This is a genomic window from Mycobacterium sp. E735, from assembly GCF_001666955.1.
In the GTDB taxonomy this organism is placed as follows: domain Bacteria; phylum Actinomycetota; class Actinomycetes; order Mycobacteriales; family Mycobacteriaceae; genus Mycobacterium.
The window spans coordinates 45780-60047 of the sequence record NZ_LZIX01000229.1; the positions used below are offsets into that span (position 1 = coordinate 45780).

At 66.3% G+C, this 14268-nt stretch carries 15 protein-coding genes; 4 read left to right on the plus strand and 11 right to left on the minus strand.

From position 1 onward, the window contains the following. Positions 1 to 13: 13 nt before the first annotated feature. From A5704_RS18725 to A5704_RS18750, 6 genes are all read right to left on the minus strand, one after another. A complete protein-coding gene (locus A5704_RS18725; RefSeq protein ID WP_067756577.1) occupies positions 14 to 1558 on the minus strand; it encodes an NAD(P)/FAD-dependent oxidoreductase in 1545 nt (514 codons plus the stop codon). A 97-nt stretch (positions 1559 to 1655) separates the two neighbouring features. Then, positions 1656 to 2399, minus strand: a complete 744-nt coding sequence (locus A5704_RS18730; protein WP_156737701.1) for a TetR/AcrR family transcriptional regulator — start codon at positions 2397 to 2399, stop codon at positions 1656 to 1658. Between the two features lie 79 nt (positions 2400 to 2478). Next, positions 2479 to 4644 (minus strand): class 1b ribonucleoside-diphosphate reductase subunit alpha, encoded by a 2166-nt coding sequence (gene nrdE / locus A5704_RS18735; protein WP_067756580.1) that lies wholly within the window; start codon positions 4642 to 4644, stop codon positions 2479 to 2481. Further along, a complete protein-coding gene (nrdI, locus tag A5704_RS18740; RefSeq protein ID WP_231969176.1) occupies positions 4614 to 5057 on the minus strand; it encodes a class Ib ribonucleoside-diphosphate reductase assembly flavoprotein NrdI in 444 nt (147 codons plus the stop codon). Before nrdI ends, nrdE begins: the two co-directional genes overlap by 31 nt. An 88-nt stretch (positions 5058 to 5145) precedes the next feature. Next, positions 5146 to 5385 carry a redoxin NrdH gene (locus A5704_RS18745; protein ID WP_067274703.1) on the minus strand — a complete coding sequence of 80 codons (240 nt, stop codon included), beginning with the start codon at positions 5383 to 5385 and terminating at the stop codon, positions 5146 to 5148. Between the two features lie 527 nt (positions 5386 to 5912). Then, positions 5913 to 6473 (minus strand): NAD(P)H-dependent oxidoreductase, encoded by a 561-nt coding sequence (locus A5704_RS18750; RefSeq protein WP_231969177.1) that lies wholly within the window; start codon positions 6471 to 6473, stop codon positions 5913 to 5915. 89 nt (positions 6474 to 6562) lie between these two features. Here A5704_RS18750 and A5704_RS18755 point away from each other — a divergent pair, with 89 nt between their 5' ends. Next, positions 6563 to 7177 (plus strand): TetR/AcrR family transcriptional regulator, encoded by a 615-nt coding sequence (locus tag A5704_RS18755; RefSeq protein WP_067890413.1) that lies wholly within the window; start codon positions 6563 to 6565, stop codon positions 7175 to 7177. A 4-nt stretch (positions 7178 to 7181) separates the two neighbouring features. Beyond that, on the plus strand, positions 7182 to 8228 hold the full coding sequence (locus A5704_RS18760) for a DNA polymerase IV (protein WP_067890417.1): 1047 nt from the start codon (positions 7182 to 7184) through the stop codon (positions 8226 to 8228). Here the strand turns inward: A5704_RS18760 and A5704_RS18765 are convergent. Both A5704_RS18765 and A5704_RS18770 read right to left on the minus strand, forming a co-directional pair. After that, positions 8163 to 9086 carry an SDR family oxidoreductase gene (locus A5704_RS18765; protein WP_067890420.1) on the minus strand — a complete coding sequence of 308 codons (924 nt, stop codon included), beginning with the start codon at positions 9084 to 9086 and terminating at the stop codon, positions 8163 to 8165. The genes A5704_RS18760 and A5704_RS18765 overlap by 66 nt on opposite strands. A gap of 27 nt (positions 9087 to 9113) precedes the next feature. Continuing rightward, positions 9114 to 9749 carry a TetR/AcrR family transcriptional regulator gene (locus tag A5704_RS18770; RefSeq protein ID WP_067756598.1) on the minus strand — a complete coding sequence of 212 codons (636 nt, stop codon included), beginning with the start codon at positions 9747 to 9749 and terminating at the stop codon, positions 9114 to 9116. A 116-nt stretch (positions 9750 to 9865) separates the two neighbouring features. Here A5704_RS18770 and A5704_RS18775 point away from each other — a divergent pair, with 116 nt between their 5' ends. Beyond that, positions 9866 to 11347 carry a cytochrome P450 gene (locus tag A5704_RS18775; RefSeq protein WP_067783865.1) on the plus strand — a complete coding sequence of 494 codons (1482 nt, stop codon included), beginning with the start codon at positions 9866 to 9868 and terminating at the stop codon, positions 11345 to 11347. 3 nt (positions 11348 to 11350) lie between these two features. Here A5704_RS18775 and A5704_RS18780 read toward each other — a convergent pair whose 3' ends face one another. Beyond that, positions 11351 to 11845, minus strand: a complete 495-nt coding sequence (locus A5704_RS18780) for an alpha-isopropylmalate synthase regulatory domain-containing protein (RefSeq protein WP_067756605.1) — start codon at positions 11843 to 11845, stop codon at positions 11351 to 11353. 315 nt (positions 11846 to 12160) lie between these two features. Between A5704_RS18780 and A5704_RS27845 the strand changes: the two genes are divergently transcribed. Then, positions 12161 to 12349 carry a hypothetical protein gene (locus A5704_RS27845; protein ID WP_082950395.1) on the plus strand — a complete coding sequence of 63 codons (189 nt, stop codon included), beginning with the start codon at positions 12161 to 12163 and terminating at the stop codon, positions 12347 to 12349. Between the two features lie 48 nt (positions 12350 to 12397). On the opposite strand, the gene A5704_RS18785 is transcribed toward A5704_RS27845, so the two are convergent. Both A5704_RS18785 and A5704_RS18790 read right to left on the minus strand, forming a co-directional pair. Continuing rightward, complete coding sequence (locus A5704_RS18785; protein ID WP_067890423.1) at positions 12398 to 13387, minus strand: sensor histidine kinase; 990 nt, start codon at positions 13385 to 13387, stop codon at positions 12398 to 12400. Between the two features lie 108 nt (positions 13388 to 13495). Next, a partial coding sequence (locus A5704_RS18790; RefSeq protein ID WP_156737702.1) for a FadR/GntR family transcriptional regulator occupies positions 13496 to 14268 on the minus strand: 773 nt, incomplete at its 5' end.

Below are 14268 nucleotides of genomic sequence, written 5' to 3' on the forward strand. Positions count from 1 at the left end.
CGACCACCGCGGCTCAGCCCTGTGCGGCCGCCGCGACGCGCTTGGCGCCCGACCCGTTGCCGAAGAACTCGTACTCCTCGGGCTTGACCGAGCGCGTCTCCCGCCAGTACTCCCAGGTGTAGCCGCCCCACAGCACTGTGTTCTTGCCGTGCTCGTCGAGGTACCAGCTGGCGCAGCCACCGCTGTTCCACACCGACGGTCCCAGCCGGCGCTGCAACTCGTCGTTGAAGGCGTCCTGGGCGGCGCGCGTGGGCGCGAGTGCCTGCACGCCCAGCTTGTCGCAGGTCTTGATCGCGCTGGCGACGTAGCGGATCTGGGACTCGATCATGAACACCACCGAGTTGTGCCCCAGGCCGGTGTTCGGTCCCAGCAGGAAGAACAGGTTGGGCATGTCGGCGACGGTGATGCCGCGGTGGGCGGCGATGCCCTCCCGGTTCCAGCGGTCCACCAGGTCCTCACCGTTGTGGCCCTTGATCTGCACGTAGGTGTAGGAGTCGGTGACGTGGAACCCGGTGCCGTAGACGATCACGTCGACGTCGCGCTCCGTGCCGTCGGCGGTGACGATCCCGGTGGGCGTGATCCGCGCGATGTGGTCGGTGATGAGCTCGGTCTTCGGGTCGGCGACCGCGCGATAGTACGTGGAGGAGTTCAGGATTCGCTTACAACCGATGCGATAGTGCGGGGTCAGTTTGCGGCGCAGTTCGCGGTCCTTGACCGACCGGCGGATGTTGTATTTGACGTAGGCCTCGATGAACTTCAGCGCGTTGGGACGCTTGGTCATGCCGATCGCCAGCGCCTCCTGGCCCCAGTAGATCGCGAGACGCGTCATTGCCCGCAGGCCGGGGACGTTCGCCATGGCCCGGCGCAGCGCCACCGGAATCTCGGGGTTGGAGCGCGGCACCACCCACGGCGGGGTGCGTTGGTAGAGCTGAAGTTCGGCGACCTGCCCGACGATCTCCGGCACGATCTGGATCGCGCTGGCGCCGGTGCCGATCATCGCCACCCGCTTACCGGTCAGGTCGACGCTGTGATCCCACTCCGCGGAATGGAAAGCGGGACCGCGGAATTCGTCGCGCCCCTCGATGTCGGGCAGGGACGGGATGTGCAGCGCGCCCGCGCCCGAGATCAGGAACTGCCCGACGAATTCGCGGCCGTCCTCGGTGAAGACGTGCCAGCGTTGCTCGTCGTCGTCCCAGTGCGCCCGATCGACAAGCGAATTGAACTCGATGTAGCGGCGCAGGCCGTATTTCTCGGTGACGCCCTTGAGGTAGTCCCAGATCTCGGGCTGGTAGGAGAACGGGTTGCGCCAGTCGGGCTTGGGCTCGAACGAGAACGAGTACAGGTGCGAGGGGATGTCGCAGGCGCACCCGGGGTAGCTGTTGTCGCGCCAGGTGCCGCCGACGTCGCCGAACTTTTCCAGAATGACGAAGTCCACACCCTGCTGCTGCAGCCGGATCGCCATTCCCAGGCCGGAGAACCCGGTCCCGATGATGATGGCGCGGGTGTGCACGGGCTGGTGTGCGGATGTCGGTTCGGCGTGTGTCACAACGTCGGTCACGGTGGATCGATCTCCCTGCTAGAAATACCCGGTACCCAGGGTATCGAATGGCACGAGTGTCGACGATCGCTGCGGCGATGTCAACGTGCTTAGGACCTCAGCTGGCCGCGGGGTTGCTGGGCACCACGCTGTGCACCGGCTGATCCGGGTTCATCGCGATGCCGAGCACCTCCGCGGTGCCGACGATGACCCCGACCATGATCGTCGTCAGGTGCGCGACGAACTGGTCGCGCGGCATGCGCCGCGCGCTTTGCGGGTCGGGGCCCAGCCACCATTCGGTGGCCGAGGCGGCCGAGCCGAAGGCCGCGTGCGCGGCCAGCTCGAACGCCGCATGGTCGAGTTCCATTTCGCGCAGCTCGTTGTCGAAGAGATCCGCCATCTCCAGCGTGATGCCGCGGCCCTCGTTGAGGGTCTGCGGGCTGGCGGCCGAGCGGCCCTGGATGAAGACCCGCAGCACGTTGGGGTGCAGATCGACGAGGTTGACGTACTCGTCGACCGCGCGCCGGATCACCTCACGCGCCGAGTCGGTTTTCAGGTCGATGGCCGGGAAGATCGCCGCCCAGAGCATGTCGCGCAGCCGTTCCCCGATGGCCTGGAACAGGTCGGACTTGTCGTGGAAATGACGGTAGATCTTCGGCTTGGCCGTGCCGGCCTCCTCGGCGATCTCCCGCACGCTCAGCTCGGGGCCCAGGCGGTCGATGGCGCGAAAGGCCGCATCCACGATCTCGCCGCGCACCTTCTTGCGGTGTTCGCGCCAACGCTCGCTGCGCGCGTCGACCTTCGCCCCGGGCGGCTTGACGCTGGGGTGGGGTGGTCGGGAGGGTCGAGGCATTCTCACCACGTCATGCACCATACCCCCCGGGCCGGCCGTCGAGCCCCTGACCTGGGCAGACCAGGCGGCCGGAGCCCCGACCCGGCGGTCAGAGCATGCAGGACACGCAGCCCTCGACCTCGGTTCCCTCCAAGGCCATCTGCCGCAGCCGGATGTAGTAGAGCGTCTTGATTCCCTTGCGCCAGGCGTAGATCTGCGCCTTGTTCACGTCGCGGGTGGTGGCGGTGTCCTTGAAGAACAGCGTCAGGCTCAGCCCCTGGTCGACGTGCTGGGTGGCGGCGGCGTAGGTGTCGATGACCTTCTCGTAGCCGATCTCGTAGGCGTCCTGGAAGTACTCCAGGTTGTCGTTGGTCATGTAGGGCGCCGGGTAATAGACGCGGCCGATCTTGCCTTCCTTGCGGATCTCCACCTTGCTGGCGATCGGGTGGATCGAGCTGGTCGAGTGGTTGATGTAGGAGATCGACCCTGTCGGCGGGACGGCCTGCAGGTTCTGGTTGTAGATGCCGTGCGCCTGCACCGACTCCTTCAGCCGCTTCCAGTCGTCCTGGGTGGGGATGCGAATGTCCGCGTCGGCGAACAGCTGACGCACCTTGTCGGTCTGCGGCTCCCACACCTGCTCGGTGTACTTGTCGAAGAACTCGCCCGAGGCGTACTTCGACCGCTCGAAACCGCCGAACGCCGTGCCCCGTTCGATGGCGATGCGGTTCGACGCCCGCAGCGCGTGGTAGAGCACCGTGTAGAAGTAGATGTTGGTGAAGTCGATGCCTTCCTCGGAGCCGTAGAAGATCCGCTCCCGGGCGAGGTAGCCGTGCAGGTTCATCTGCCCCAGCCCGATCGCGTGAGACTCGTTGTTGCCCTGCTCGATCGACGGCACCGACGTGATGTGCGTCTGGTCGCTCACCGCGGTCAGCGCTCGGATCGCCACCTCGATCGTCTGCGCGAAGTCCGGCGAATCCATCGCCTTGGCGATGTTCAGCGAGCCGAGGTTGCACGAAATGTCTTTGCCCACCTTGGAATACGACAGATCGTCGTTGAACTCAGACGGCGTGGACACCTGCAGGATCTCCGAGCACAGGTTCGAGTGGGTGATCTTGCCCTCGATCGGGTTGGCCCGGTTCACCGTGTCCTCGAACATGATGTAGGGGTAACCGGACTCGAACTGCAGCTCGGCCAGCGTCTGGAAGAATTCCCGCGCCTTGATCTTCGTCTTGCGGATGCGCGCGTCGTCGACCATCTCGTAGTACTTCTCGGTCACCGAGATGTCGGCAAACGGCACGCCGTAGACCCGCTCGACGTCGTACGGCGAGAACAGGTACATGTCCTCGTTCTTCTTGGCCAGCTCGAAGGTGATGTCGGGGATCACCACGCCGAGGCTGAGCGTCTTGATCCGGATCTTCTCGTCGGCGTTCTCCCGCTTGGTGTCCAGGAAACGGTAGATGTCGGGGTGATGCGCATGCAGGTACACCGCGCCGGCGCCCTGGCGCGCACCCAGCTGATTGGCGTAGGAGAACGAGTCCTCGAGCAACTTCATGATCGGGATGACGCCCGAGGACTGGTTCTCGATGTTCTTGATCGGCGCGCCGTGCTCGCGAATGTTGGTCAGCAGCAACGCAACCCCGCCGCCACGCTTGGACAGCTGCAGCGCGGAGTTGATCGATCGCCCGATCGACTCCATGTTGTCCTCGATGCGCAGCAGAAAGCAGCTCACCGGCTCGCCGCGCTGCTTCTTGCCCGAGTTCAAAAACGTCGGGGTGGCCGGCTGAAACCGGCCGTCGATGATCTCGTCCACCAGCTTCTCGGCCAGGGCCGTGTCACCGGCCGCAAGGGTGAGCGAGACCATGACGACGCGGTCCTCGAAGCGCTCCAGGTAGCGCTTCCCGTCGAACGTCTTCAGCGTGTAGGAGGTGTAGTACTTGAACGCGCCCAGGAACGTCGGGAAGCGGAACTTCTTGGCGTAGGCGCGGTCCAGCAGCGACTTGACGAAGTTGCGCGAGTACTGGTCGAGAACCTCACGCTCGTAATAGTTCTCGCGGATCAGGTAGTCGATCTTCTCGTCCTGATTGTGGAAGAAGACGGTGTTCTGGTTGACGTGCTGCAAGAAGTACTCGCGCGCGGCCAACACGTCCTTGTCGAACTGAATCTTGCCGTCCGCGTCGTACAGATTCAGCATCGCGTTCAGCGCGTGGTAGTCCGTCTCACCGGGCAACGCGTGCGCGCCGGACGTTACAGGCTCTGCAGTGACGGTTGGTGGCACGTCTGTTCCTTCCAGAATTCTTCCAAGCCCGCGCGGACGGCTTCCACGTCGTCCGGGGTTCCCATCAGTTCGAAGCGGTAGAGGTACGGAACGCCGCATTTGCGGGAGATCACGTTGCCCGCATAGGCGAATTCGGCACCGAAGTTGTTGTTGCCCGCGGCGATGACACCGCGGATCAACGACCGGTTCTGCTCGTTGTTCAGGAATGCGATGACCTGCTTGGGGACATAGCCACCGGCATTGAGGTCCGGGGTGGCCCGGCCGCCGCCGTAGGTGGGCAGGATCAGCACGTACGGCTCGTCGACCTCGATGCGCCCATGCAGCGGTATCCGTGTGGCGGGAACACCCAGCTTCTCCACGAAGCGATGGGTGTTCTCCGACACCGAGGAGAAATAGACCAGTGGCGATCGCAAGCGCGGCGCACCCGGGCGAAGCGGGTCGCCACTCATCCAGCCTGGGTTGCGCGAGTGCACCGCAACCTCCTTCTTACCTAACGTCCGGCTAAGCGCTGAGAGCCGATTCCGCGAGCGCCTTGATGCGGTCCGGCCGGAAGCCCGACCAGTGGTCGTTGCCCGCCACCACCACGGGGGCCTGCAGATAACCCAATGCCATCACGTAGTCACGCGCCTCGTTGTCGAGCGTGATGTCGACCTTCTCGTAGCCGACGCCCTGCTTGTCCAGGGCCTTGAACGTGGCGCTGCACTGCACGCATGCCGGCTTGGTGTACACGGTGATGCTCATGGAAGCCGCTCCTTTGCGGAAGGTGGGACTTGTAACGGACTGGCAACTACTCGGGTACTGCAACAAACGCTGTCTTCGCTGTGTTTCAGCGGCCCGTCAAGCCCCCACGTTCCCGTCCTGCGGCCGTCGGGGTCGAATGACCTGTGTGCCGATTTCGGGTGGTGAACCAGGGCCCGGTCGGCCTGGTGAACCTGGGATCTGCCGGTGCTCGAAACACTACACCTAGTGGCTGACAAGATGTCGAGATACAACATGTTCGGAATAACAATTCTGAAATTCGCTGGTCGTAAGGCGTCCCCGGCGGACACGCCCGGCGTGTCGCAGGTCACAATCTTCCTCGAAGCCGCGCATGCGAATCGTTGTATCACCGACCACCGACAAGCCCCGTCAACGCGGACCGATGCCGCCCCGGGCCAGGCCGTCCGGGCGACCACTAGCAAAGCCGCCAGCGAGGGCTGGCGGCTTCGGCTATCCGATTGCGGCAACCCTGCTGGTCGCCCGGCGATCGGCTTGTTGACTTCTGCCAATCAGGCGACTTCGGCGGCCAGCTTCCCCAGGGCATCGCGCACGTTGTCCGAGAGCTCGCCGTGCTCCGCGGGGGCCTTGCCCTCGAGCGTTTTGAACGGCACCGAGAGCTTGATCGACTCGACCACGCGGGCGCCGGCGATGCCGAACGACTTACGGGTTTCGTCGTGGGCCCATACGCCGCCGTACTGGCCGAAGGACCCCCCGATGACCGCCAGCGGCTTGCCCTTCAGCGCGCCGTTGCCGAACGGGCGGGACAGCCAGTCGATCGCGTTCTTGATGACGGCCGGGATGCTGCCGTTGTATTCCGGCGTGACCACCAGGGCGGCGTCGGCGTCGGCCGCCGTGGTGCGCAGCGCGGCCACCGGGGCCAGCGGCGGCGCGTCAGTGTTCATCGCGTCGTCGATCTCCTCGTTGTAGAACGGCAGCTCCGCCAGCCCTTCGAACACCGTCACGCTGACGCCTTCGGGGGCGATGTCGGCCGCCAGTTCGGCGATCTGACGATTGATCGACGCCGTGCGCAGGCTCCCCACTAACGCCAAGACCTTGATGTTGTCTGCCACCGTTCTGTATCCCTTCATTCGTTGGTCTCCATCCTCGCACACAACCGGACTACAGTCCGGTTCTATTCCCGCCGCGTTAAAGTACAGGGATGAGCAGTGTCGAGCGGTTGGGCGAACTGCCCGTCTACCAACTCCAGGCGGCCCAGCCGGAGCGGGGCGACGCGGCACGCAACCGCGCCCTCCTGTTGGACGCGGCCCGCAGGCTGATCGCCGAACGCGGCGCGGACGCGGTCACCATGGACGACGTCGCGGCCGCCGCCGGCGTCGGCAAGGGCACGTTGTTTCGCCGGTTCGGCAGCCGCGCCGGCCTGATGATGGTGCTGCTCGACGAGGACGAGCGAGCCAGCCAGCAGGCCTTCCTGTTCGGCCCGCCTCCCCTGGGACCCGACGCCCCACCGATAGACCGACTGGTGGCGTTCGGCCGGGAGCGCATCGGTTTCGCGCACGCCCATCGCGAACTGCTGTCGGAGGCCCACCGCGATCCGCAAACTCGCTACAGCGCGCCCGTCCTCGTGCACCACACCCACATCCGGGTGTTGCTCGAGGCGGCACACTCCACCGGCGACCTCGACGCTCAGACCGATGCCCTGCTGGCCCTCCTCCACGTGAACTATGTCGAGCACCAGCTCAACGAGCGCGGCCACACCCTGGAGACGTTGGGCGACGCATGGGAAAGCGTGGCGCGCAAGCTTTGTGGGCGATAGCGGAATGACCGGGCCGCCGGCACCGCTCTGGGTCCTGCACGTCGACCTCGATCAGTTTCTGGCGTCGGTCGAGTTGCGCCGCCATCCCGAGCTGGTCGGGCTGCCGGTCATCGTCGGCGGCAGCGGCGACCCGACCGAACCGCGCAAGGTGGTCACCTGCGCCTCCTATGAGGCCCGGGAATTCGGCGTCCGCGCCGGCATGCCGTTGCGGACGGCCGCGCGCCGCTGCCCCGAGGCGACGTTCCTGCCGTCGGATGCCGCCGCCTACGACGCGGCCTCCGAACAGGTGATGGCGTTGCTGCGCGACCTGGGGCACCCGGTCGAGGTGTGGGGTTGGGACGAGGCGTACGTCGGGGTGGCGGGGGCCGACCCGATCGGGGTCGCCGAAGAGATCCGGACCGTCATCGCGTCGGAAACCGGGCTGTCGTGTTCGGTGGGGATCAGCGACAACAAGCAGCGCGCCAAGGTCGCGACCGGCTTCGCCAAACCGGCGGGCATCTTCACGCTCACCGACGCGAACTGGATGACCGTGATGGCGGACCGTCCGGTCGACGCCTTGTGGGGCGTGGGCCCGAAGACGACGAAAAAGCTTGCGGCGCTGGGGATAACGACGGTCTGGGAGCTCGCACACAGCGATGCCGAGTTGTTGACGTCCGCGTTCGGCCCACGCACCGGACTGTGGCTGCTCCTGCTGGCCAAGGGTGGCGGTGACGCGCAAGTCAGCGCCGAGCCGTGGGTCCCGCGCTCGCGCAGCCACGTCGTCACCTTCCCGCGCGACCTCACCGACCGCTCCGAAATGGATTCTGCCGTAACGCAATTGGCCGAACAGGCGTTGGCGGACGTCCTCGCCTCCGGCCGCATCGTGACCCGCGTCGCGGTCACCGTGCGAACCGCGACGTTCTACACCCGCACCAAGATCCGCAAGCTGGAAGCACCGACCACCGGTCGCGACACCATCGTGGCGGCGGCGCTGCGCGTGCTGGACCTATTCGAGCTCGACCGCCCGGTTCGGCTGCTCGGGGTGCGCCTCGAACTGGCCATGGGAGACTAGCGGTGCGGGGGCGGGCCGCAGCGCGCGGGTGAACACCACATTGACCTGACGCATGGCCACGCTGTAGGGCCACCAGGCCAGTCGTTTGAACGCGTACAGCGCCCGGATGTCCGGCGACGTATAGATCAGGTAGCGGTTTTTGGCGACGCCCGCCAAGATCTTCGCGGCCGCCTTCTCCGGCGAGACGGCGTGGCCGCTGAAGCGGTTCACCCAGCGCGCGACCTTGGGGTCTTCGCGGTCCACGCCGGCGATCTCGACGGTTTGGACCAGCGGGGTGTTGACCGCGCCCGGCACCACGACCGACACGCCGATGCGGTGCCGGGCCAGGTCGAAGCGCAGCACCTCCGACAGCCCGCGCAGTCCGTATTTGCTTGCGCTGTAAGCGGCATGCCACGGTAGCGCAACCAAACCGGCCGCCGACGACACGTTGACCAGGTGCCCGCCGTTGCGGGCCGCCACCATCGGCGGGACGAACGTCTCGATGACGTGGATCGGACCCATCAGGTTGATCGCGATCATCTTGCTCCACTGATCGTGGCTCAGCCGGTCGACGGTGCCCCAGGCGGAGACTCCGGCGATGTTGAGCACGACGTCCATGCTCGGGTGGTCGCGATGGATGTCGGCGGCGAACGACGCCACCGCGTCGTAGTCCGCGATGTCGAGGGCCCGGTGCGCGGGCACTTCCGCGCCCAGGGCGCGCGCGTCGACCACGGTCTGCTCGAGCCCGTCGCGGTCCCGGTCGGTCAGATAGAGCTCGGCGCCGTCGGCGGCCAGCCGCAACGCGGTGGCACGGCCGATGCCGCTGGCCGCGCCGGTGACCAGACACCGTTTGCCTGCGAAGTACCCCTGCTGCCCCATTGCGGTGACGATACCGGCGGTAGCGCCCTACGGACGCCCGCCCCAGAGCGCGTGCAGCCACAACCGCTCGAGCACGTGCACGCGGCGGTCGAGATCGCTGTCGCGGCCGGCCAGGATCGGATCGCCGGTCAGCATCAGCGCGGTGGTACCGGCCAGGGTGCGGATCAGGGTGGGCAGGTCGTCGCTGATCGGGTGGGCGGTCCCCGCCTTCATCTCGGCCTCCACGATCGCGACGATCTGGCCCAGCACGGCGTCGAACTGCCGATCCATCAGGTTGCGGATCTCGACGTCGGTGTTGCGCGCCTCGTTGCAGGCGGTCATCACCGGGTCGTTGTGCGCGTAGACGGCCGCCGCGCTGCCGACCATGCGTTTGGCGAACTGCTCGGGGGACTCCCCCGGCTCCCGCGGCGCGAAATCCTGGGTGAGTTCTTCGAGTTCCTCGGCGGCCTCGGCCATCAACTGGGCGAGAACGGCGTACTTGGAATCGAAATAGAAGTAGAAGCCGGACCGCGCCACCCCCGCCCGCACACTGATGCTGCTGACCGACAGCTCAGCGAATGGCTTCTCCTGCAGCAGTTCCCGCACCGCCTGCAGGATCGCCTGGCGCTGCTTGTCGCCGCGCCGTTGCCCGCCCGGTTCCGGGGTGGCGGGGTGGCTGCTCATTCCCCGACCTTGCACCACGCCGGGAAAAAAGCAAACTTGACAGCCGTCAAGTTTTTTCCGAAGGTTATTAGACAGTGACGGCTGTCACCTCGGAGGGAACGCGCAAAGGAGCGTCTATGACCGCCACCATCAGCACCCCGCAATACCTGTTGGACCAGGCGCGGCGCCGGTTCACCCCATCGGTCAACAACTTTCCCGGCATGGGCGTCGCGGAGCGCAAGCTGCGCACCGTCCAGTTCCCCGAACACGTGTTGGCCCAGCCGCCGCCGGGCAGCGGGCTCAAACCGGTGGTGGGTGACGCGGGGCTGCCGGTGATCGGGCACCTCATCGAGATGCTGCGCGGCGGCCCGGATTACCTGATGTTCCTGTACCAGACCAAAGGGCCGCTCGTCTTCGGCGACTCTCCCCTCCTGCCGTTCGTCGCGGCGCTGGGCCCCGACGCCGCCCAGGAGCTCTACTCGAACCGCAATAAGGACTACTCCCAGCAGGGCTGGACCCCGGTGATCGGCGCCTTCTTCAAGCGCGGCCTGATGCTGCTTGACTTCGAAGAGCACCTGTTCCACCGGCGAATCATGCAGGAGGCGTTCATCCGCTCCCGGCTCGCCGGTTACGTCGAGCACATGGACAGGGTGGTGTCGCAGGTCACCGCCGACGACTGGGTGATCGACGACCCGCGCTTCCTGCTCTACCCGGCGATGAAGGAGCTCACCCTCGACATCGCGTCGATGGTGTTCATGGGCCACGAGCCCGGCACCGATCGTGAGCTGGTGACCAAGGTGAACAGGGCGTTCACCATGACCGTCCGGGCCGGCAATGCGATCATTCGCAACCCGGTGCCGCCGTTCACGTGGTGGCGCGGAGTCCGGGCCCGACAACTGCTGGAGAACTACTTCGACGAACGAGTCAAGGAGCGCCGCGGCAAGGACGGCAGCGACCTGCTGACCGTGTTGTGCCAGACCGAGGACGAAGACGGCAACCGCTTCTCCGACGAGGACATCGTCAACCACATGATCTTCTTGATGATGGCCGCGCACGACACGTCCACCACCACCGCGACGAACATGGCTTACCAGCTCGCCGCGAATCCGCAGTGGCAGCAGCGCTGCCGCGACGAGTCCGACCGCCTCGGGGATGGACCGCTCGACATCGAATCGCTGGAGAAGCTGGAATCGCTGGATCTGGTGATGAACGAGTCGATCCGGCTGGTGACCCCGGTGCAGTGGGCCATGCGCCGGACGGTGCGCGACACCGAACTGCTGGGCCACTACCTACCGAAGGGCACCAACGTCACCGCGTTTCCGGGGGTGAACCACCTGCTACCCGAGATCTGGACCGACCCGTTGAAGTTCGACCCGGAACGGTTCACCGAGCCGCGCAACGAACACAAGCGGCACCGGTACGCGTGGACTCCGTTCGGCGGCGGCGCGCACAAGTGCATCGGCATGGTTTTCGGCCAGTTGGAGGTCAAGACGATCATGCATCGGCTGCTGCGTCGCTACCGGCTCGAGCTGCCCCGGCCGGGCTACGAGTCGAAGTGGGACTACCGCACCATCCCCATCCCGATGGACGGCATGCCGATCGTGCTGCGCCCCCTGTAGGCCTCAGGCGAGCAGGCGGTTAGCGCAGGCGACCACCGCACGCAGCGCCGACTGCGTCGAATCGTCCGACCAGCCCATCGCCCATTCGGCGCGGGCCCCGTTGCTCCCGCAGACAAACGTGACCGTGCGGCCGCCGGAGCCCAGCTGATGAAACTTGACGATCTCCACCGGGATTCCGTGATCGTGCAGCATCGCGCTCAACGCCGCGATCGGGCCGCTGCCGCCGGCGGTCGAGGTGCTGATGCGGTCACCGACGGCGATCACGGCCCGGAAGTTGCGGGCCTGCGGCCCCGGCCGCCTCTCGGTGTCGGTGCAGGCCCAGCTGCCCAGCCGGACGGGCCCGCCCGCGTGGGCGTAGGTCGCGACGAAATCATCCCAGGACATCGCGCCCGCCTGCTCCCGCAGGCCGCGGGGCAGCGGGGCGCCGAACTCCCGGGCGAACACCGCCGTGGCGGGGGCCGGAGTACTGGATTGAGCGAGCCGCTCGGGAATGGTCATGGTGCCGGTCTTCTTCGGTCGAAAGGAGTGACCGACGGCAGTAGCTTCCGACCCACAGCGGGGGGTCGGTCTGGGTCAGACCCCGCTGCGGGCGCTAGCTACTACGGCTCGATCGAGAAGACGCACGAGCGCAGACTTTAGCCCTACACGGCCCTGACGTGCAAGTTCCGCCTCGGGTCATAACGCGGCGACCCGTCGCGAAATTCTTAAGAAATTTTGGTTTACGTGTGTGCAACAGGGGGTATGAGGCGAGGGCAACAGTCGTTCAACGGCTGTGCAACAACCCCTCGAAGGAATGATGAAAGAAGGCTCATCATGAAGGCAAAGAGCATCAGGAAATCTCTTAAATCAGCCACCGTGGCCGTCGGGTTGGCCGCGGTGTTATTACTCCCGACTGGATGTGCTTCCTCAGCGGCCGGCAGCGGTGGACTGCTCGGCGGCACGGTCGGCGGCGGTAGTGGCGGTATTTTGGGTACGGTCGGCGGGATTGTCGGCGGCCTCTAACTGATTTTCAGGCGGCCCTCGGGAAGCGATTCCCGGGGGCCGCTTGCGTCACCCGGTCGGCCCGGCCGACGGCTCGAACCGCAGATACGCCTGAATGGTCGTACCGCTGGGCGTCGTATGCGTGCGCACCAGGTCCGAGATGGCGTTGACCAGATAAAGTCCCCGGCTGGCGGGCCCGCACGGCCCCGGGTCCAGCCGGCCTACCAGCGGATCCTCGAAGCACCCGGTGTCGCGCGCCTCGCAGACCAGGTATCCGTCGTCTCGCCAGAAGGCGAGCTGACAGGCTCCGTCGGTGTACATCAAGCTGTTGCTGGCCAGCTCGGTGGCGACCAGTTGCAGATCTTCGATTCCGTCCTGCGACAAGCCAATCCATCCGGCGTAGTTGACGGCGAAGGACCGTGCGGGACTGAGGTCCGCCGACTTGCTCACCGTGTAGGTGACGGCCCCCGGCTTGGCGGGCAGCGGCCGGTTGCAGCGCTGCAAGGCGGCATCGGGCGCGTAGTCGGCGCTGCGCTGCAGGGCGCCGCCCCGCCACAGCAGAGGGTGTGTCGCCCGCACGTCCGCGAGCACATCGTCGTCGAGCCGGCTTCCGTCGTAGAGGCACAGCCCGGTCACCTGGTAGCCGTCCATGGCCCCGTTGACCAGCGCCTCGTGCTCCACGCAGGCGACCAACTCTTCCTCGGTGCGGCCGGGCCAGGCGAGTTGACTGACGATGCGCACCCGCCGGTCGGGGTGGTCATCGACGAAAGACCCCTCCATGGCCATGAATCGGCTCGGGTTGCGCCCCGCCTCGGTGATGTCGAGCAGTTGGAGATCGCCCGGCAGCTCGCCCGGGCCGAGCGCGTCGTGCAGCAAGACCAACTTGTCGGACGGCACCGCAACCAGTACCGCCTCGTCCATCGCCAACCCGTCGCTGACGAAGCGGGTGACGAAATCCAGGTACTCCTGCTGGGATTGGTAGATGAGTGCGGAGTGGACGAAGCCGAGCTGGCCAATTTCGGTGCCCGTCGTCACTCCAGGACTCTCGCTTTCGATCACTGAATGCCAACCCCCTGCTGGACCGGCCGTTAAGTTCTCCCTCCCCAGTACCCGCGGCGGGCCTTCGCTATACCGAGCTGCAGATCACATCTGAGAACTCAGTATTCGCTAAAGCCACCAGGAGGCGGCCGCGTCCAGATGACGGCGCACGCGGTAGCGGGCCAGGCTCTCGTCACCGGCCTCGATCGCGTCGGCAATCCGCTGGTGAGCGTGGTGAACGGCCAGGACGTCCGCCCAGGTCGGCGGCGCCTGCCCGGTGCTGGACCAGTGCCGCCGGAACAACTCGACGATGATGCGCAGAAACAGGTCGAGCAGCGTGTTGCCGGCCAGCTGGGCCAGTCCGACGTGAAACCGGAACTCCTCCGCCGAGGCGTCCGCCACATCGCCGGGCGTTTCCTCGACGTCGGACCGATGCGCGGCCACAAAGGCGGCCACTTCCGGTTCGCCGCACCGCTTGACGACCTTGGCGACGTTGTCGATCTCGATGGCGTCCCGGACGCAACGGAGGTCTTCGCGACTCGGGTCGCGGTACTGCAGGTATAAGGCAATGGTGTCGATGCTGGCCTGCGCCCGGGGCCTGGCGATGACGAGGCCGCCACCGGGCCCGCGGCGCATGTGCGCGATCGAGTGATATTCGAGCAGCCGCACCGCTTCCCGGAGCACCGCGCGGCTCACCCGGTACCGCTCGAGAAGGGCCGTTTCGGTGCCGAAGACGGATCCGACCTGCCAGCCGCTGGCGGCGATGTCGTCGCCGATCGTGGCCGCCAGCATCTCCGCCAGCTTGCCGCGGGGCACCTCGATGTTGAGCGGCCGCGGCTTGCGCCGCCGGCTCGGGGCGCCGGGGTGGTGGTGCTGTAGCCACGCGGTCACGGCCTCGACGT

What these genes read in the sequence shown, in the direction of transcription:
- A5704_RS18745 (WP_067274703.1), bottom strand. Translation starts at nt 5,385, where the DNA reads ATGAGCATCACCGTGTACACCAAGCCGGCATGCGTGCAGTGCAGCGCC.
- A5704_RS18755 (WP_067890413.1), top strand. Translation starts at nt 6,563, where the DNA reads ATGAGCAGTGTCGAGCGGTTGGGCGAACTGCCCGTCTACCAACTCCAG.
- A5704_RS18760 (WP_067890417.1), top strand. Translation starts at nt 7,182, where the DNA reads ATGACCGGGCCGCCGGCACCGCTCTGGGTCCTGCACGTCGACCTCGAT.
- A5704_RS18765 (WP_067890420.1), bottom strand. Translation starts at nt 9,086, where the DNA reads ATGGGGCAGCAGGGGTACTTCGCAGGCAAACGGTGTCTGGTCACCGGC.
- A5704_RS18770 (WP_067756598.1), bottom strand. Translation starts at nt 9,749, where the DNA reads ATGAGCAGCCACCCCGCCACCCCGGAACCGGGCGGGCAACGGCGCGGC.
- A5704_RS18775 (WP_067783865.1), top strand. Translation starts at nt 9,866, where the DNA reads ATGACCGCCACCATCAGCACCCCGCAATACCTGTTGGACCAGGCGCGG.
- A5704_RS18780 (WP_067756605.1), bottom strand. Translation starts at nt 11,845, where the DNA reads ATGACCATTCCCGAGCGGCTCGCTCAATCCAGTACTCCGGCCCCCGCC.
- A5704_RS27845 (WP_082950395.1), top strand. Translation starts at nt 12,161, where the DNA reads ATGAAGGCAAAGAGCATCAGGAAATCTCTTAAATCAGCCACCGTGGCC.